Origin of the sequence: Frigoribacterium sp. PvP054, from assembly GCF_040547465.1 — a bacterium.
Lineage (GTDB): Bacteria > Actinomycetota > Actinomycetes > Actinomycetales > Microbacteriaceae > Frigoribacterium.
Genome location: NZ_JBEPPU010000001.1, coordinates 109,289 through 127,168, shown reverse-complemented (window position 1 = coordinate 127,168; position 17,880 = coordinate 109,289). Strand labels below are relative to the sequence as shown.

The window sequence follows — 17,880 nt, the reverse complement described above, 5'->3', positions numbered from 1 at the left end:
CGGTGCACGTGCCGTAAGATCACCCGTCTATGGATGACCCTCCGTCTCAGACGACCGCGCCCTCGCACCATCGCTCGCCGCGCCTCCTCACCACGGGCACCACGACCGTCGACCGGGGCGGGTGCAGCTCGTGAACGAGTGGCTGCTGCTCGCGTTCGGCCTGCTGCTCACCGTCGGCACCGGGCTCTTCGTAGCCAGCGAGTTCTCGCTGGTCAACCTCGACCGGTCCGACCTCGAGGCCCGGCAGTCGCGGGGTGAGAAGGGGCTCGCGCCCACCATCGGTGCGCTCCGCATCACGTCGACGCACCTGTCGAGCGCCCAGCTCGGCATCACGTTGACCACCCTGTTGACGGGCTACACGATGGAGCCCGCGATCTCGCGGCTCATCTCACCGCCGCTGACGGCGGTCGGCGTGCCCGAGGGCGTCGTCGGCGTCGGGGCACCGATCGTGTCGATCGTCGTGGCCACCCTGCTGTCGATGATCGTCGGCGAGCTCGTGCCCAAGAACTTCGCGCTGGCGCTGCCGCTGAAGACCGCCAAGCTGGTGATCCCGTTCCAGGTGCTCTTCACCACGGTCTTCAAGCCCGCGGTCGCCCTGCTCAACAACACCGCCAACGCGGTGCTCCGGGCCATGGGCATCGAGCCGAAGGAGGAGCTGTCGGGCGCCCGCACGGCCGAAGAGCTCTCGTCGCTCGTGCGCCGGTCGGCGACCGAGGGCAGCCTCGACCGCGACACGGCCACCCTGCTCGCCCGGACGCTCGTCTTCAGCGACCACACGGCGTCCGACGTCATGACGCCCAGGCCCCGACTGTCGACCGTGTCGCGCGGCGACTCGGCCGAGACGGTCCTCGAGCTGGCCCGCCGCACCGGGTACTCGCGGTTCCCGGTGACGGACGACGGGATCGACGACGTCGTGGGCCTCGTCCACGTCAAGCAGGCGGTCTCGGTGCCCCGCGAGAAGCGGGCCGACGTGCCCGTCTCCGCGTTGCTGACCGACGCTGTGCGCGTTCCGGAGACCATGACGCTCGACAACCTGCTCGGCGAGGTCCGGGGCCGGGGTTACCAGATGGCCGTCGTGGTCGACGAGTACGGCGGCACGGCCGGCGTCGTCACGCTCGAGGACCTCATCGAAGAGCTGGTCGGCGAGGTCAGCGACGAGCACGACCGCAGTCGGGTCGACGTCGTGCGGTCGCGCAACTGGCTGACCTTCCCCGGCTTGCTGCGCCCCGACGAGCTGCTCGAGCGGGCCTCGGTCAAGGTGCCGGAGGACGGCCCCTACGAGACCGTCGGCGGATGGCTGATGAGCGAGCTCGGGCGTCTGCCGAAGGTCGGCGACGTGGTCGAGACCGACGACGGCGCCTTCCGCGTCGAGCGGCTCGACGGGCGCCGCATCGACCGCATCCGCTTCACGCCCACGCCCGACGAGGTGGCCGAGGCCCCCACGGTCGAGCCCGGGCGTCGAGACGGACGCGACGAGCGCGACCGGTCCGGCCGCCGTGACCCGAAGGTCCTGCCCTCGACGGTGCGCACCGGCGTCGAGGACGACCGGCGTGCCGTCCGCACGAAGGAGGTGACCCGATGAGCAGCGACTGGTGGGGCATCGTCTGGCTGGTCGTGCTGCTGGCGGGCAACGCGTTCTTCGTCGCCGCCGAGTTCGCCGTCATCTCGGCCCGCCGCTCTCAGATCGAACCGAAGGCCGAGGCCGGCAGCCGCGCGGCGAAGACCACGCTGTGGGCCATGGAGCACGCGACGATGATGCTCGCGACGACGCAGCTCGGCATCACGATCTGCTCGCTGCTGATCCTCAACGTGTCCGAGCCGTCGATCCACCACCTGCTCGAGGGCCCCCTCGGCTGGACCGGGCTCAGCCCCGAACTGGTCGGCGTGGTCGGCTTCGTCATCACCCTCGTGCTGGTGTCGTTCCTGCACGTCGTCTTCGGCGAGATGGTGCCGAAGAACATCTCGTTCTCGTTGCCGGACCGGGCGGCCCTGCTGCTGGCGCCGCCGCTCGTCGCGATCGCCCGGGTGCTGCACGTGGTCGTCCTGGCCCTCAACCACTCGGCCAACGCCGTGCTGCGGGCCTTCCGGGTCGAGCCCAAGGACGAGGCGACGAGCGCCTACACGGTCGACGAGGTCGCGACGATCGTGGCGCAGTCCCAGCGCGAGGGCATGCTGACCGACGCGACGGGGACGGTGCGCGCGGCGTTCGAGTTCACCGAGAAGACCGTCGCGCAGACGGCCGTCCCCATGGCCGAACTCGTCACGCTGCCCGAGGACACCACCCCGCACGACGTCGAGCGGGCCGTCGCGCAGCGCGGCTTCTCGCGGTACGTGCTGGTCGACGACGACGGCGACCCCACGGGCTACCTGCACCTCAAGGACGTCATCGACCTCGACGAGGACGAGTTCGCCGACCCGGTCCCGCCGAAGCGCATCCGCCAGCTGATCTCGATCTTCCAGGGCACCGAACTCGAGGACGCCCTGGCGACCATGCGTCGCAGCGGCGTGCACGTGGCGCGCTCGTTCGACGAGTCCGGGGCCACGCGCGGCGTGCTCTTCCTCGAGGACATCCTCGAAGAGCTCATCGGCGAGGTGCAGGACGCGACCCGGCGTCGCTGAGCGAGACCCGACGGACGACGCGACCCGCGCCTCCCGACCCCGAGAGGGTGAGGAGGCGCGGGTCGCGTCGTGAGGGACCGGTACGGCCCGGGGCGGCTCAGCGCACGCGGAACGGCGCCCGCAGGTACTGCGACGGCGTGTAGTCGAGCTCGACGCCGAGCTCGGCCGCGGCGCGCAGCGGGAAGTGCGGGTCGCGGAGGAACTCGCGCGCCATGAGGACGACGTCGGCGCGGCCGCTGGCCACGACCTCGTTCGCCTGCTCGGCCCCGACGATGAGCCCGACGGCGCCGGTCTCGACGCGGCCCCGGTTGCGGACGTGCTCGGCGAAGCGCACCTGGTAGCCGAGGCCCACCGGGATGCTCACGCCGGCGACGAGGCCGCCGGTCGAGATGTCGAACAGGTCGGCTCCGGCGTCGCGCGCCCAGGCAGCGACCGTCGCGGTGTCGTCCTCGTCCCAGCCGCCGTCGGCCCAGTCGGTCGCCGAGAAGCGGACGAGCAGCGGGTACTCGTCGCCGACCTCGGCACGGACGGCCGCCACGACCTCGAGCAGGAACCGCGCACGGTTCTCGAGCGACCCGCCGTACCGGTCGTCGCGCAGGTTGCTGAGCGGCGAGAGGAACTGGTGCAGCAGGTAGCCGTGGGCCGCGTGCAGCTCGATCAGCTCGAAGCCGGCGTCGACCGAGCGACGTGCCGCGACGCGGAACGCCTCGACCAGGCCGCCGACCGCCTCGGTGGTCAGGGCCACCGGCTCGTCGTAGCCCTCGAACGCGACGGCCGAGGGGGCGACGGTGGTCCAGCCGCCCTGGTCGTCCGGCACGGTGCCCTGCGTCTCGCTCCACGGGCGGAAGGTCGACGCCTTGCGCCCCGCGTGCGCCAGCTGGACTCCGGGCACCGCGCCCTGCGAGCGGACGAAGGCGGTGATCGGGCGGAACGCCTCGACCTGCGCGTCGTTCCAGAGGCCCAGGTCCTGCGGCGAGATGCGGCCCTCTGGCGTGACCGACGTGGCCTCGGCGATGACGGCACCGGCGCCTCCTCGGGCGAGCGAGCCCAGGTGGACGAGGTGCCAGTCGGTGGGGACGCCGTCCTCGAGCTCGGCCGAGTACTGGCACATGGGTGCGACCCAGAGCCGGTTGCGGAAGCTCGTGCCGCGCAGGGTGATCGGGTCGAAGAGCCCGACGGAGGCCCCGGAGTCGGCGGAGGTGGTCGTGGGGGCGGGCGTCGTCTGTGCTGCGTTCGTCACGAGGAGGGGATCGCCTTTCGATGGGGAATGATGCGTCCGAGCCAACCGGCTCGGGGTCGATCGTGTTCCCGGCCGACCGGGACCGTCGTCTTCCGGTGGGTGCGACTACGGTCGGGGCGTGACCTCCGACGCACTCTTCACCGAATGGACCCCGTCCGACGCCGCCGGGGGCATCGCCGTGCCCGCCGTCGACGACGACAAGTACAGCCGGGGCGTGCTCGGCGTCGTCACCGGCTCGAGCTCGTACCCGGGCGCCGCCGTGCTCGGCGTCGAGGCCGCGTTGCACACCGGCGTCGGGATGCTGCGCTACCTGGGGCCCTCGCGCGCCTCCGACTTCGTCCTGCACCGTCGGCCCGAGGCCGTCACGAGTCCCGGTCGCGTGCAGGCGTGGCTGCTCGGCTCGGGGGTGGACCCCGACCACCTCGACGACGAGACGCGGGACGGCTTCGCGACCGGCGCCTCCTCGGGGTTGCCGCTCGTGCTCGACGCGGGCGCCTTGTCGCTGCGCGAGCGGGCGACCGGGCCCGTCGTGCTGACGCCGCACTTCCGCGAACTCGCGAAGGCCTCGGGACGCGAGGTCGAGGACGTCGCGGCCGACCCGGCCGACGCCGCCGAACGTGCCGCGGGGGAGTGGGGGTGCACGGTGCTCGTCAAGGGGCACCGCACGTACGTCGCGTCCCCCGGCGGCACCCGCCTGGTCGCCGCCAGCGCCCCGTCGTGGCTCGCGACGGCCGGTGCCGGCGACGCGCTCGGCGGGGTGCTGGGTGCGCTGGTCGCCACCCACCACGACGAGATCGCCGCGGACGAGGAGGCGCTGGCCCGCCTGGCTGCGACGGCCTCGGTCGTCCACGGCCTCGCGGCGTCACGGGCGGGCGCCGGCGGACCGTTCACCGTGCTCGGCCTGGTCGACGCGCTGCCCGCCACGATCGCCGACCTGCTGCGCCGGGGCTGACGCCTCGTCGGACGGGCTCGGAGCGGGTCAGGAGGCGGGGGTCGCCGCCACGAGGAACTCGACCGTGCCCTGGTCCTCGACGCTGACGAAGCCGAGGTCGGGCGCCTCGACGCCGTAGTCCGAGAACGTGACCGGGATCGAGCCGCTCACCTGCACGCCGTCGCCCGAGAGCGCCGCCTGGAGGGGGACGGTGACGGTCTGCGTGACGCCGTGCATCGTGAGCTCGCCCGTGGCGTCGACGCTCGCCACCTCGCCGTCGGACGGCACGGCCGCCTCGATCGGCTGGGTCAGCGTGAAGGTGGCGGTGGGGAACCGGTTCACCTGCATGGCCGTGCCGCGGAAGTAGTCGTCGCGGTTGCCGCTGTCGGTCGCGATCGAGGCCACGTCGACGTCGATGGTCGCGGCCGAGATGCTCGTGCCGTCGACGGTGATGGTGCCCGAGACCTGGTCGGTGCTGCCGACCACGGTCACGTCGGTCCCGTTCAGCACCTCGTCGACGCGGTAGCCGGCCGTGCTGCCGTCGCCGATGCTCCAGTCGCCGGTGAGCTGGCTCGCGTCGAGGGTGCTCGACCCGGGGGTGAGGGCGGCCGTGGGCGCGGCCTCGGGCTCGCCCACGACGAGGTCTCGGTAGAGGACCGGCCCGGCGAAGGCGGCGGTGACGCCCAGCACGACGACGGCGGCGGCGACGCCGAGCCCGATGGTGGTCTTCTTCTTCATGATGGTCGTCCTTCGGAGGGGTCGGCGTGACGCGCGGCGAGTCCACGGGGCTGCCTCGATGGTGACGTGTCACCCTCGCAAAGGCCTGGGAGGCGCGGGTGAGGACGGTGAGCGTCGTTGCGTCCCCGGGTCGACGAGATGCCGCCTCGCCGCCTCGCCGCGTCGCTGCGACGCCGCATCGCTGCGCTGTGCCGCGTCCGCGCCTCAGGGAGCGGTGAAGCGGGTGAGGAACTCGCGGGTGCGGGCCTCGCGGGGCGCCGTGAAGAGCTGGGCGGGCGGGCCCTGCTCGGCGATCCGACCCCGGTCGAGGAACACGACGCGGTCGGCGACGTCGCGGGCGAACGCCATCTCGTGGGTCGCCATGAGGATCGTCGTGCCCACGTCCTTCAGGGTGCGCACGAGGTCGAGCACCTCGCCGACCAGCTCGGGGTCGAGGGCGCTCGTGATCTCGTCGAGCAGCAGCACGGCCGGACGGGGCGCGAGGGCGCGGGCGATCGCGACGCGCTGCTGCTGCCCGCCTGACAGGCGGTCGGGGTAGGCGTCGGCCTTGTCGCCGAGTCCCACCCGGGTGAGCACCTCGAGGGCGCGCTCGTTCGCCGCGGCCCTCGGCTGGCGCAGCACGTGGCGGCTGGCCAGGGCGACGTTGTCGAGCACCGTCAGGTGGGGGAAGAGGTTGAAGTGCTGGAACACCACGCCGATGCGGGCCCGGACCGCGTCGACGAGCACCCGGGGGTCGCTGATGTCGTCCCCGGCGAGCACGATGCGGCCGTCGTCGATCTGCTCGAGTAGGTTCACGGTGCGCAGCAGCGTCGACTTGCCCGAGCCGCTGGCACCGATCAGGGCGACGACCTCGTCCCGGGCGACGTCGAGGTCGATGCCGTCGAGCACCACGGCGTCGCCGAACGACTTGCGGACGCCCTCGAGGCGCAGCACCGTCTCGGGGAGGCCGGCGTCGGGGGCGACGGGCACCGCGCCTCCTGCGGTGGGGTCGGAGACGTTCATACGACGCTGCCCGCCTGTTCGCGACGACGGAGGCGCGCCGACAGCCAGTCGGTCAGCCAGATGGTCGGCAGGGCCAACAGCACGAAGAGCAGCCCGGCGAGGACGTAGGGCGTGAAGTTCGCCGCCGTGGCCGTCTCGATCTGCGCGGCGCGGACCGCGTCGACGGCGCCGAGCACCGAGATGAGACCGACGTCCTTCTGCATCGAGACGAAGTCGTTCATCAGGGCGGGCGTGACCTTGCGGAGCGCCTGGGGGAACACCACGAGACGCAGGGTCTTGGCGTGGCTCAGGCCGAGGGAGCGCGCGGCCAGGCGTTGTGAGGGGTGGACCGCCTCGATGCCGGCGCGGATGACCTCGGAGACGTAGGCCGAGTAGGTGAGGATCAACGCGATCGTGCCCCAGAACTCGGCGGGCAGCCGGGGGATGCCCAGGCCGAGCCCCGGCACGCCGAACCCGACCAGGTACAGGACGATGATCAACGGCATGCCCCGGAACAGGTCGGTGTAGCCGCGGACGAGGGCCCGCACCGGGAAGAACACGGGCCCGCGCAGGGTGCGCGCCGCCGACAGGACGGTGCTGACGACGGCCACGCCGATCGCGGCGACGACCAGCACGCGGACGTTGAGCCAGAGGCCCTCGACCACCCTGGGCCACGCCGAGGCGAACGTGGCGCCGTCGAGGAAGCTGAACTGCACCCGGGACCAGCCGGGTGTGCTCGTGATCGCCCACCACGCGAGCGCGGCGAACGCGATCGTGCTGACGGCGGCGACCACGACCGACCGCGTCGACTGCCGACGCCGGAACGCCCGCCGGCCCAGTTCGAGGTCGCTGACCGCCCCGGGGGCGGCCGCGACCGTGCGAGGGGTTACGACAGCTCTTTCACGTCGTAGTCGGCCAGCCACTGCTTCTGCAGCTCGGCGAGCGTGCCGTCGGCCGTGAGGTCGTCGACGGCCGTCGTGACGTCGGCGGTCAACGAGCTGCCGAGCGGCAGGACGATGCCGAGCTGGTCGCTCGCCCCGTCGGCCGCGGGCAGCTGACCGAGCACGACGCCGCCCTCGACGAAGTAGGTGGCGGTGGGGACGTCGAGCACGATGGCGTCGACCTGGCCGGCCTCGAGGGCGGCCTTCGCGTCGTCGTTCGAGTTGTAGGCCTGCACGCCGCCGTCCGGGTCGATCGCGGTCTCGGCGGCGGTGAAGCTCGTCGTGCCGCTCTGGGCGCCGATGTCGAGACCCTCGAGGTCGGCGATCGACGTCGCATCGGCCGCCGCGGTGCCGGGCAGGGTCACGACCGCCTGGCGCGTCTCGTAGTAGGCGGGCGAGAAGTCGACGGCCTTCTTCCGCTGGTCGGTGATGGAGAACTGCTGGAGGTTCAGGTCGAACGTCTTGGGGCCCGGCGCGATGGCCTCGTCGAAGGTCGTGCGCACCCACACCACGTCGGAGGCGTCGTAGCCGAGCTCGTCGGCGACCGCGTAGGCGACGGCGGCCTCGTAGCCCTTGCCGGACGACGGGTCGTCGTCTTCGACCCAGGGGCTGTACGCGGGCTCACCGGTGGCGACGGTGAGCTTGCCCTCGGAGACCGGGCCGACGGACGACCCCGTGGTGCCCGAGCCCCCGTCGGACGAGCAGGCGGCGAGCGAACCGGCCAGCACGAGGGCGGCGGCGGTCGCGACGAGTCGGAGGGAGGCGGGTCTGCGCATGAGAGGGATCGTAGCGGCGACGGCCGACGTCGTCCGACGCATGACGCCCGGTGTCGGGGCCGACGGCTAGCCTGTGGGCATGCCGACCTCCGCGCCCCGTCCGCCGGCCGGCGTCGGGGTGTCGGCCGACCCCGACGTCCGCCGGTCGAGTTCCCGGCCCGTGGCCGACGGTCGGACCGCGGTCGTCGACCGGGTGAGGTCGCTCGCGGCGTCACCCGTCGTGATCGGCATCGCCTTCGTGCTCGTCCACGCGTGGCTCGTCCGGCTGAACCTCGTCGGCGGCAACCGCACCCTGGGTGACGTCGACGTCGTCTACCGCACCTGGATGCAACAGGGCGTCGGGGGTGGCGACTGGGTGGGAGTCGACCGTCCCTGGGTCTACCCGCTGCTCGCCGCCGTGCCGATGCTGGTCGCCCGGCTCGGCGGCGACGCGGGCTACGGGGCCGTCTGGCTCGTGCTGGTGTCGCTGCTGAACGCCGGTGCCTTCGCCGTGCTGGTCGCCCGGCGGCGGCCCGGGTCGGCGGTCGCGGCCTGGTGGTGGCTGGCGTTCCTCGTCGCCCTCGGGCCGATCGCCCTCGGCCGCATCGACGCCGTCACGGTCCCCATCGCGCTGGTGGGACTGCTCCTCGTCTCGACCCGGCCCTCGCTGGCTTCCGCCCTGCTCACGATCGCGGCCTGGGTCAAGGTCTGGCCCGCCGCCCTCGTGGTGGTCGCCGTCCTCGCCGTGCGTCGTCGGGTCGAGGTCGTCGTGGCCGCCGCGGTGACGACCGCGGTCGTGGCGTCCATCTCGCTCGTGCTCGGCAGCGGGTGGAACGTGGTCGGCTTCGTCGGGCAGCAGGCCGGTCGCGGACTGCAGGTCGAGTCGCCCGCGGCGGTGCTCTGGCTCTGGCGTGCCGCCGCGGGCGTCCCCGGCACCTTCGTCTACTACGACCGGCAGATCCTCACCTACCAGATCGCCGGCGACGGGGTCGGGTTCGCCGCGAAGGCGATGAGCGTCGTCATGGCCGCTGTGGTGCTCGGCGTCGTCCTGCTGGGCCTGCGGGCGGTGCGCCGCGGGGTGACGGCCACGCGCCTCCTCGGCCCCTTGTCGACGGCCGTCGTGGTGGCGCTCATCGTGACCAACAAGGTCGGGTCGCCGCAGTTCGTCGCCTGGCTCGCCGTGCCCGTCGTCGTCGGGCTGGTGCTCGCGCGTTCGGGCGGGCCGAGGTTCGTCGTGCCCGCGGTGCTGGCCGTGGTCGTGGCCGGACTGACGCAGATCGTCTACCCGCTCGAGTACGACGCCCTGCTCGCCGCCCGACCCGATCTCGTCACCGTGGTCACCGTCCGGGCCGTGCTCGAGCTGGGCCTGCTGGCCTGGGCCGCGGTCACGCTCTGGCGTGTCCGGCCGGACGGCGCGAGGATGGACGCATGATCGTCGCGTTCTCCGTCTCGCCCGGTGGTGCCGCCCCCGAGGGCGGACCGTCCGCCGGTTCCGAGCCCGACTCGGTCCACTCGGCGGTCGCCGCCGCGGTCGCCGTCGTCCGGGCCTCCGGGCTGCCGAACCACACCTCGTCGATGTTCACCGAGATCGAGGGCGAGTGGGACGAGGTGATGGCCGTCGTGAAGGCGGCCACCGAGGCGGTCGGCGCCTACGGGTCGCGCGTGTCGCTCGTGCTCAAGGCCGACATCCGGCCGGGGCGCACCGGCGAGCTGACCGGCAAGGTCGAGCGGCTCGAGGCCGCTCTCGACGACGCCTGAGGCCGGCGACCGGCGTGCGTGGCCGGCCGCGAGGCCGGGCTGCGGACCGTCGTCGCTCCCGCCCGCGGGTGACGGGGGATCCACCCGTCCGGGGGGCGACCGCGCGGGCACGATGACTGCAGGGCGCCTCTCGATCGCGCCTCCCGGCGAAGGAGCCCCCGTGAAACGTCCCTCTCTCACCCTGCTCGGGGTGACGGCCCTGGCCGTCCTCGCGGCGACCGTCACCCCTCTCGCGTCGGCGTCGACGCCGGCGTCGGCCGCGACGAGCACGGCGGTGCTCAGCGTCTCGAGCACCAACGATCCCGGCTACCCCGCCGGTCGTCAGCACGCGGCCGTCGGACGGTCCGTGACGATCGGCGTCGCGACGCTGAGCCGCGGCATCACCGTGGTCGGCCCCGAGAGCAAGTCGGGCGCGGGTGACGGCATCCGGATCACCGTCGAGCCCCCTCAGGGCAAGTCCCTCACGGTCGGACGGTACGGTGTCGACTCCCGTTCACAGGACCCCTCCCTCGCCCGTGCCGAACTCGTGGTCGGAAGCGTCAGCCAGTCGTTCATCGGGGACGTCGAGGTCCTGGACCTCGCCGCGGACGCTGCAGGCGCGCTGACGCGCTTTGACGTCGTCTTCCGGAACGGGACGGCGACGCCCTCGTACGCCTTCTTCGGTCAGCTGCGCTTCGGTCAGCCGGGCGACACGGGAGCGGTGCCCACCGCCACGACGATCCAGTACCCGGACACCCCGGTCGGATCGGTGCCCGTGACCACGACGGAGACCATCGTCAACACGGGTTCGGCGCCCGTCACGATGGGTGCCGCCGCCGTGACGTCGGGGACGTCGGGGGACTTCCCGATCACGGCCGACACGTGCAGCCGGACGACCCTGGCCGCGGGCGCGAAGTGCACGTTCACCATCGGTTTCACGCCCACCAAGGCGGGTCCGCGCGCCGGGGTGGTGTCGATCGCCACGGGTGGGGTCACCCGGCGGATCTCGCTCGCGGGTTCCGCTCCGCTCGGCACGACCGGCATCACGTACCGGGGTGACGACTACGTCTCGGGCGGCACGACCCACGCGTTCCCGGACGGCTCGTTCGCCACCGTCGTGGGCCGCAGCTCGTCCGACGGTTACGCCTTCGTCCCGACGCGCCCCTACGGGCTCGACTCGGGCGCCGACACGACCCGCGTCGAGGTGGTCCGCTACGGTGGCGGGCCCCTGCAGGTCGGCACCTTCGACACGAGTGAGGCAACCGGTCCGGCCGAGGGGTCGACCGCGAAGTACGGCCTCTCGGTCTCCGGCTCCGGTCGCGGCTGCGGGTCGTACACGGGGCGTCTGACGGTCTCGTCCTTCGCGGTGGACTCCACGGGCGCCGTGACCTCGGCCCGCCTGTCGTGGACCCTGCGTTGCACCTTCACCCCGGGCACCATGACCGGTTCGCTCAGCTGGCGCGACCGGTCGGACAAGACGGCACCGGCCGCGGTCACGTCGCTGGCGATCGCCACGGCGTCGAGCACCCGCACGGCCACCTGGCGGGCCTCGACCTCGGCGGACGCCGTCGGCACCGTCGTCCGACTCGTGCCGGGAGCCGGCGTCGGCGCCCTCCCGACGAGCGGACTGCCGGTGACCTCGACGGGGGCGACGTCGGCGACCCTGCCCGCCCTCACCTCGGGTCGGCAGTACACGCTGATCGCCTGGTCGGTCGACTCGTCGGGCAACGTCGGGGCGCGGACGGCGACTTCCGTCAAGGGCTGACGAGGGCGCGGCTGCCGCCCGGTCGTTGCGGGGCGGGCGGTCGAATCGATACGATGTGATCGGCAGCACCCACTGTCACGAACCTCTCAACGGCGAGTCCAGGTCGAACATCCCCCTCGATCGACCCCAACGCAAGGCTCCCACGTGACCCACCTCTCCCGCCGTCGTCGCACGGCCGCCCTGATCGCCCTCGCCCTCGGCGGGTTCGGCATCGGCTCGACCGAGTTCGTCGCCATGGGCCTGCTGCCGAACATGGCCGGCGACCTGCTGCCCGGCCTCTACGCCCGCTCGGCCGACGCGGGCATCGCCCAGGCCGGCTGGCTGATCAGCGCCTACGCCCTCGGCGTCGTCGTCGGGGCACCCACGATCGCCGCGATGTCGTCGCACTTCCCGAAGAAGAAACTGCTGCTGGCCCTGCTCGCGGCCTTCACCGTCGGCACCGTCGCCTCGGCCCTGCTGCCGTCGTTCGGCTGGGTGCTGGCCGCCCGCTTCGCCGCGGGCCTGCCGCACGGCGCCTACTTCGGCATCGCGTCGATCGTCGCCGCGTCGATCATGGGGCCCGGCAACCGGGGCAAGGGCGTCGCGCTCGTGCTCAGCGGGCTGACGATCGCGAACGTCGTCGGCGTGCCCTCGATCACCTGGCTCGGCCAGCAGGCCGGCTGGCGCGTCGCCTACCTCGCCGTCGCCCTGATCTTCGCGCTCACCTTCGCCGCCGTCGCCCTCGCCGTCCCGCACCAGGACGGCGACGCGAGCGCCTCGATGAAGCGCGAGCTGCGGGCCTTCAAGCAGCCACAGGTCTGGCTCGTCATGGGCATCGGCGCCATCGGCTTCGGCGGGTTCTTCGCGGTCTACAGCTACATCGCCAACGCCGTCACCGAGGGTGCGGGCGTGGCCGAGGGCGTCGTGCCCTGGGTGCTCGTCACGGTCGGCGTCGGCATGACGATCGGCAACCTGCTCGGCGGCTGGCTGGCCGACCGCTCGCTCAAGCTCGCCATGTACCTCGGCTTCGTCGGGCTGATCGCCGCGCTCTCGGCGTACGCGCTCACCTCGAGCTCGATCGTGGGCATCTTCGTCAGCACGTTCTTCGTCGGCCTCGTCGGGTCGAGCGTCGGCCCGTCGGTGCAGTCCCGCCTCATGGAGGTCGCGGGCGAGAGCCAGGTCATCGGCGCCGCGCTCAACCACTCGGCGATGAACCTCGGCAACAGCTTCGGCGCGTACCTCGGCGGTGCCGTCATCGCGGCCGGCCTCGGCTTCTCCGCCCCGGGCTGGGTCGGCGTCGTGCTCGCCCTCGCCGGCGTCGTCCTGACGATGATCAGCTTCGGCATGCAGCGCGTCGACGACAAGCGCGGCACGGCTCGGGCCACGGCTGCCGAGCGCGAGTCGGTGTCGGCGTAGGACGTCCTCGGGGCGCCCCTCGCGCCTCCCGGGTGCGTGGCGGCATGGCGGCGTGGGCGCAGGTGCAGGCGCCGGCCGGCCGCGTGCGCGGGCGGGGCGGACGACGGACGGCCCGGCTCCCGGGGGAGTCGGGCCGTCGCGCGTGGTTCGCGCCGCGGGTCAGAAGCTGGTCTGGGCCGGCGTGTCGGTCTGCAGCAGGATGCCGTCCTGGATGGCGCGCTTCCGCAGGGCGACCTTGGTGCCCACGTCGTAGCCGGCGACCCGGTACTTCTCGCGGATGCGCTTGAGGTAGCTCTTCGCGGTCTCTTCGCTGATGCCGAGCTGGTACGCGACGGCCTTGACCGGCTCGCCACCGCCGTAGAGCGCCATCACGCGGCGCTCCTGCGCACTGAGCTTCGGCACCCCGCCGACCTCGGCCGCGTTGAGCGCCAGGTCGAGCTCGGCCGAGATGTACGACTCGCCCTTGGCGGCCGAGCGGATCGCCTCGACGATCATCTCGGCGTCCTCGCTCTTGACGAGGTAGCCGAGGGCACCGGCCGCGAGGGCCTCGCGGACGACGTTGGGCTCGGAGTAGGTGCTCATGAGGACCGTCTTGACGCCGGTGGTCTTGAGCGTGTTGATCTTGAGCGAGATCGGGATGCTGTCCTTCAGGTCGAGGTCGAGCAGGACGACGTCGACCGGGAACTCGGGGTGCGTGAGCAGCTCGGGCCAGGACGCGACGGCGGCCACCATCGAGATGTCGCTCGCGGCACCGCGGATCCACTCGCTGAGGGCGCCCAGCAGCATCTTGTGGTCGTCTACGAGGGCGAGGCGGATGCGGTCGTCGTGGTCTGACACGTCGGGACCTTCTTTCAGGACGGTGTGGTGAACATGCTACGGGCGGGGGCGGTGATCGGGGGAGACCACGCGGGGGCTGGTCGGCTCAGGTCTCGGCGGGGTTGTCGACGATGCAGGCGACCGAGATCTTGACGCTCGACTCGTGCGTCGACACGGTGTACTCGCCGGCGCGTTCGAGGGCGTTCCAGGTGGCCGGCGTGACGCGGTTGCGCCGGATGCCCGTCGTCGAGACGACGACCGGCACGCAGACGCTCCGACCGGCGAACGACTGCGAGGCGGCCGTCACCGGCCCGAGGGTCAGCTGGATGGTCGTGCCCGGTGCCCGGCTCTTCGAGTCGCCGAGCAGCAGCCAGACGCCCTGCAGCAGGCCGTCGCGCTGCGGCGGTGCCAACAGGCCGGCCAGCGACGAGGGGTCCACCAGCGTGACCGAGCGCCCGAGGTACTCGGACTCGGTGACCGCGTGGTGCAGCCAGGTCTCGCGTCGGCCCTCGATGAGGTGCAGCCGCAGCTCGGTGGCGAGCGAGGCCGCCTGCGAGGCGACCTTGGGGGAGAGCGGCAACGGGACGTCGCCGTTGGCGACCCCGTCGAGCAGCTTCTCGGCGGCCAGGTCGAGCCGGGCCAGTTCGTCGCTCGCGAGCATGCCGACGGCGAAGCGGGGCTGCGACACGTTGCTCTGGACGAGGACCCGGTCGAGCTCGACCTGCACCATGCGCCGGAACCGGTGCACCGCGAAGGTGGCGATGGCGCTCGGCAGGACCGTGAGGGCCACGACGGCGATCTGCTGGGGCCCCGAGTCGCTCGTGACGGGCGTCGACGCCGCGACCATGACGACGAAGGCCACGAACAGCAGGGCGGTGGCGACGACGACCTCGCGCACGGGCCTCAGGGTGACGATCGGCAGCAGGCCGAAGCCCACGGCGACGCTCGACGTGGCGTAGGCGCCGACGTCGTGCAGGGGCCAGACGGCGACGAAGTCGAGGGCGACGACGACGGCCAGCACGACGCCGATGACGGCGAAGACGCCCGTCGTCAGCCGCTCGCCCCGGACGGTCACGAGGGCGGCCGTGCCGATGAACGTGGCGACGTACAGCAGCCACGAGACGAGCGCGGGCGTGACGTCGGGATAGGCGGACAGGTGGCTGAGGAAGAACGTGAGGCCGTAGACGGCCTGGAGGGCCGCGACCACGGCCGCCCCGACGCCGAGGTAGCCCGTGCCGAGGGTGGCGCCGGCGGCCCGCGCCTGGCGCAGCGACCGCGCACCGGTCGAGCTGATCGGCAGGCCTCGTGCCGCACGGCGGCCGCGGACGATGCCGAAGGTGTTCTCGTCGACGCTCATCGGGGTGCCTCCAGGACGACGGTCGTGCCCGAGCCGGGCGAGGAGAAGAGCCGGGCGCTGCCGCCCACCTCGTGCAGGCGGCCGACGACCGATTCTTTGAAGCCCAGGCGCTCTTCGCTGATGCCGGCCAGGTCGAAGCCCACCCCGGCGTCGGTGACCATGGCCCGCACCATCGAGTCGTCGTGGATGATCGTCACGTGCGCCTCGGTGACGCCCGCGTGACGCCGGACGTTCTCGAGGCACTCGGCCAGGGCGAGCAGGAACGCGTCGAGGACGTGGGTCGGCAGCAGGACCTGCCCGGTGCCGTGCCAGCTGACCTCGAGGCCCATGCGACCGAAGCGTTGCTTGACGGACTCGAGGGTCTGCCCGAGGGGCGACTCCTCGACCGTCTCGAGGCTGTAGTCACCCGACGCCTGGGGCTGGGGCGTGCCGCCGAGGCGGAGGTGCCGCAGCAGGCGGGCGTCCTCGGCCGCCTGGTCCTGGAGTGCCTGCGCCGTGACGCCGAACCCCGAGTGGGCGAGCAGCGTCAGGGTCGCCAGCACGGTGTCGTGCAGCAGCCGGGCGCCCTGACGGCGTTGCGCCTCGGTCTCGCTGGCCTGGCGCTCGGCCCGGTGGGCGTTGCCGATGCTGTAGATGCGCCGGGCGGCGAGGGGCACCGCGCGGCCGAGCCAGAGGCCCGTCACGAAGCACGACACCCAGCCGAGCAGCACCGCCGCCACCGGGAAGGTGAAGAGCGACCCCGTCGCGAGCGCGACGAGCGTGATCTCGACGACGAACGCGACGACGGCCGTCGTGAGTCGCGGACGGCTCGACGAGAGCATGAGGCTGAAGGCGGCGGTCGCCCCGCCGGCCAACGGGATGATCGCCGTGGCGAGCGGCCCGTCGTCGGGACTGCCGGCCGGCAGCAGGGCGACCACGGTGGCGGCGATGCCGGCCGCCAGGCCGACGGGGACCCAGACGCGGGCGCGCGGCCCGGTGACGAACAGCAGCGCCACGATGAGCAGGGCGGCGAGCGGAGCGATGGCCGCCAGGTGGAGCGGGTCGGTGACCCCCGGGATCACGAGCGCCACGATCGAGACCGCCGCGCAGGCGAGCCCCAGGGTGCGGGTCGTGCTGCTGAGCAGACGATCGCGCTCTTGGGCGAAGATGTCCATGATTCGTGAGTGGCTTCCGACGGGGGCGTCGCGGCTGCCGGGTGGCTGGCGACCCCTCATGTTTTCACACCCAGAACCCTCTCAGGGGGTCGTGCAGGGCCCGACGGGCGGATTGGTCCGGTAACGATCCGGTCCCGGTCGCGAACTGTACCCCGGGGTGTCCGCCGAAGGGAGGTCAGTCGAGCAGTCGGCGGAGCTGAGCGCCCACGGCGGCGGTCTCGATGAGGAATCCGTCGTGCCCGTAGGGACTCCCCACGACCGCCACGTCGTCGCCGTCGAGGGCGTTCGCGAGGTGCCGCGCGACGACCCGCTGGTCGGACACCGGGAAGAGCCGGTCGCTGTCGACGCCGAGCACGAGCGAACGCGCCGTGACCCGGTTCAGGGCGGCGGCGACCCCGCCCCGGTCGCGTCCGACGTCGTGCGAGTTCATGGCGCCCAGCAGGGTCGCGTAGCTGCCGGCGTCGAAGCGCCGCGTGAACTTGTTGCCGTGGAAGTCGAGGTAGCTCTCGACCTGGAACCGCCCGGGCCCGCCGAGCGGTGAGATCTCGCTCTGCCAGCTGCGTCCGAAGCGGGCGTTGAGCTCGTCGGGCGAACGGTAGTTCAGCAGGGCCATGCGTCGGGCGAGGGCCAGGCCCCGGTAGGGCCCGTCGACCGCGTCGTAGTAGTCGCCGCCGTCGTACGCGGAGTCCATGCGGATGGCCTCGTGCTGGACCGTGTTCAGCGCGATCTGGTCGGCGCTCACGACGGGCGGTGCGGCCAGCACGGCGAGGCGCTCGACGCGCGACGGGTGCGTGACGGCCCACTCGAGGGCGTGCATGCCCCCCATCGACCCGCCGACGACCGCCGCCCAGCGGTCGATGCCGAGCCGGTCGGCGAGGGCGGCCTGGGCGGCGACCTGGTCGCGGATCGTCAGGTGCGGGAACCTCGACCCCCACTCGACGGCGTCCGGGGCGAACGACGAGGGCCCGGTGCTGCCCTGGCAGCCGCCGAGCACGTTCGGCGCCACGACGAACCACCGGTCGGTGTCGACGGCGAGCCCGGGGCCGACGACGCCGTTCCACCAGCCGGCCGTCGGGTGCCCGGGGCCGGCCTCGCCGACGACGTGGCTGTCGCCGGTGAGGGCGTGCGACACGAGGACGGCGTTGCCGCCGTCTGCGGCGAGCTCGCCCCAGGTCTCGAACGCGAGCCGGGGCCGGGGCAGCGTGACGCCGCTCTCGAGCACCAGGTCGTCGAGCGTCTCGAACCGGCGTCCGCCCGGGTCGTCGCCGTCGCGCCAGGCTCCGGTGACCGGAGGGCGGCCCAGCACGGCCAGGCGCGTGCGTTCGCTGATGACGCTCGACGGGACGGTGTCCTCGGGTGTGCTCTGCCAGTCCATGTGCTGTCCATCCTGGGGGACGCGAGGAGGCGCGGCGCGTTTGTTACGCGCACCGCGCCTCCTCGGGTGGTCGCCT

General features: G+C 72.8%; 16 protein-coding genes. 7 read left to right on the top strand and 9 right to left on the bottom strand.

The annotated features are described in order from the left end of the window. Window positions 1–130: 130 nt before the first annotated feature. Both ABID81_RS00625 and ABID81_RS00620 read left to right on the top strand, forming a co-directional pair. Window positions 131–1,582, top strand: a complete 1,452-nt coding sequence (locus tag ABID81_RS00625; protein WP_354593305.1) for a hemolysin family protein — start codon at window positions 131–133, stop codon at window positions 1,580–1,582. Then, window positions 1,579–2,619 carry a hemolysin family protein gene (locus ABID81_RS00620; protein ID WP_354592925.1) on the top strand — a complete coding sequence of 347 codons (1,041 nt, stop codon included), beginning with the start codon at window positions 1,579–1,581 and terminating at the stop codon, window positions 2,617–2,619. The genes ABID81_RS00625 and ABID81_RS00620 overlap by 4 nt, the downstream gene beginning before the upstream one ends. A 97-nt stretch (window positions 2,620–2,716) precedes the next feature. Here the strand turns inward: ABID81_RS00620 and ABID81_RS00615 are convergent, their stop codons facing one another. Beyond that, the gene (locus tag ABID81_RS00615; RefSeq protein ID WP_354593304.1) at window positions 2,717–3,778 is read right to left on the bottom strand and encodes an NADH:flavin oxidoreductase/NADH oxidase; all 1,062 of its coding nucleotides are present in this window, start codon (window positions 3,776–3,778) and stop codon (window positions 2,717–2,719) included. A gap of 199 nt (window positions 3,779–3,977) precedes the next feature. Here ABID81_RS00615 and ABID81_RS00610 point away from each other — a divergent pair, with 199 nt between their 5' ends. Next, complete coding sequence (locus tag ABID81_RS00610) at window positions 3,978–4,811, top strand: ADP-dependent NAD(P)H-hydrate dehydratase (protein ID WP_354592924.1); 834 nt, start codon at window positions 3,978–3,980, stop codon at window positions 4,809–4,811. A gap of 27 nt (window positions 4,812–4,838) precedes the next feature. Here ABID81_RS00610 and ABID81_RS00605 read toward each other — a convergent pair whose 3' ends face one another. From ABID81_RS00605 to ABID81_RS00590, 4 genes are all read right to left on the bottom strand, one after another. Beyond that, window positions 4,839–5,528 carry a YceI family protein gene (locus tag ABID81_RS00605; RefSeq protein ID WP_354592923.1) on the bottom strand — a complete coding sequence of 230 codons (690 nt, stop codon included), beginning with the start codon at window positions 5,526–5,528 and terminating at the stop codon, window positions 4,839–4,841. 204 nt (window positions 5,529–5,732) lie between these two features. Next, window positions 5,733–6,530 (bottom strand): amino acid ABC transporter ATP-binding protein, encoded by a 798-nt coding sequence (locus ABID81_RS00600; protein WP_354592922.1) that lies wholly within the window; start codon window positions 6,528–6,530, stop codon window positions 5,733–5,735. Next, complete coding sequence (locus ABID81_RS00595) at window positions 6,527–7,303, bottom strand: amino acid ABC transporter permease (RefSeq protein ID WP_354592921.1); 777 nt, start codon at window positions 7,301–7,303, stop codon at window positions 6,527–6,529. The genes ABID81_RS00600 and ABID81_RS00595 overlap by 4 nt, the downstream gene beginning before the upstream one ends. Before the next feature lie 92 nt (window positions 7,304–7,395). After that, window positions 7,396–8,226: an ABC transporter substrate-binding protein gene (locus tag ABID81_RS00590; RefSeq protein WP_354592920.1), complete on the bottom strand. Its 831-nt coding sequence runs from the start codon at window positions 8,224–8,226 to the stop codon at window positions 7,396–7,398. 79 nt (window positions 8,227–8,305) lie between these two features. Between ABID81_RS00590 and ABID81_RS00585 the strand changes: the two genes are divergently transcribed. The 4 genes from ABID81_RS00585 (at window position 8,306) to ABID81_RS00570 (ending at window position 13,102) form a co-directional block, all read left to right on the top strand. Further along, on the top strand, window positions 8,306–9,637 hold the full coding sequence (locus ABID81_RS00585; RefSeq protein ID WP_354592919.1) for a glycosyltransferase 87 family protein: 1,332 nt from the start codon (window positions 8,306–8,308) through the stop codon (window positions 9,635–9,637). Further along, window positions 9,634–9,963, top strand: coding sequence for a thiamine-binding protein (locus ABID81_RS00580; RefSeq protein ID WP_354592918.1), 330 nt, complete (start codon window positions 9,634–9,636; stop codon window positions 9,961–9,963). Before ABID81_RS00585 ends, ABID81_RS00580 begins: the two co-directional genes overlap by 4 nt. A gap of 160 nt (window positions 9,964–10,123) precedes the next feature. Next, on the top strand, window positions 10,124–11,707 hold the full coding sequence (locus tag ABID81_RS00575; protein ID WP_354592917.1) for a choice-of-anchor D domain-containing protein: 1,584 nt from the start codon (window positions 10,124–10,126) through the stop codon (window positions 11,705–11,707). 144 nt (window positions 11,708–11,851) lie between these two features. Continuing rightward, entirely contained in the window at window positions 11,852–13,102 is a 1,251-nt protein-coding gene (locus tag ABID81_RS00570) for an MFS transporter (protein WP_354592916.1), read from the top strand. A 159-nt stretch (window positions 13,103–13,261) separates the two neighbouring features. Here the strand turns inward: ABID81_RS00570 and ABID81_RS00565 are convergent, their stop codons facing one another. The 4 genes from ABID81_RS00565 to metX all read right to left on the bottom strand — a co-directional run bounded on the left by ABID81_RS00565 (window position 13,262) and on the right by metX (window position 17,804). Next, window positions 13,262–13,939, bottom strand: a complete 678-nt coding sequence (locus ABID81_RS00565) for a response regulator (RefSeq protein WP_354592915.1) — start codon at window positions 13,937–13,939, stop codon at window positions 13,262–13,264. An 85-nt stretch (window positions 13,940–14,024) separates the two neighbouring features. Continuing rightward, window positions 14,025–15,275 (bottom strand): hypothetical protein, encoded by a 1,251-nt coding sequence (locus ABID81_RS00560; protein WP_354592914.1) that lies wholly within the window; start codon window positions 15,273–15,275, stop codon window positions 14,025–14,027. Continuing rightward, complete coding sequence (locus tag ABID81_RS00555) at window positions 15,272–16,429, bottom strand: sensor histidine kinase (protein WP_354592913.1); 1,158 nt, start codon at window positions 16,427–16,429, stop codon at window positions 15,272–15,274. The genes ABID81_RS00560 and ABID81_RS00555 overlap by 4 nt, the downstream gene beginning before the upstream one ends. Window positions 16,430–16,604: 175 nt before the next feature. After that, window positions 16,605–17,804 carry a homoserine O-acetyltransferase MetX gene (gene metX, locus ABID81_RS00550; RefSeq protein ID WP_354592912.1) on the bottom strand — a complete coding sequence of 400 codons (1,200 nt, stop codon included), beginning with the start codon at window positions 17,802–17,804 and terminating at the stop codon, window positions 16,605–16,607. Window positions 17,805–17,880 lie beyond the last annotated feature (76 nt).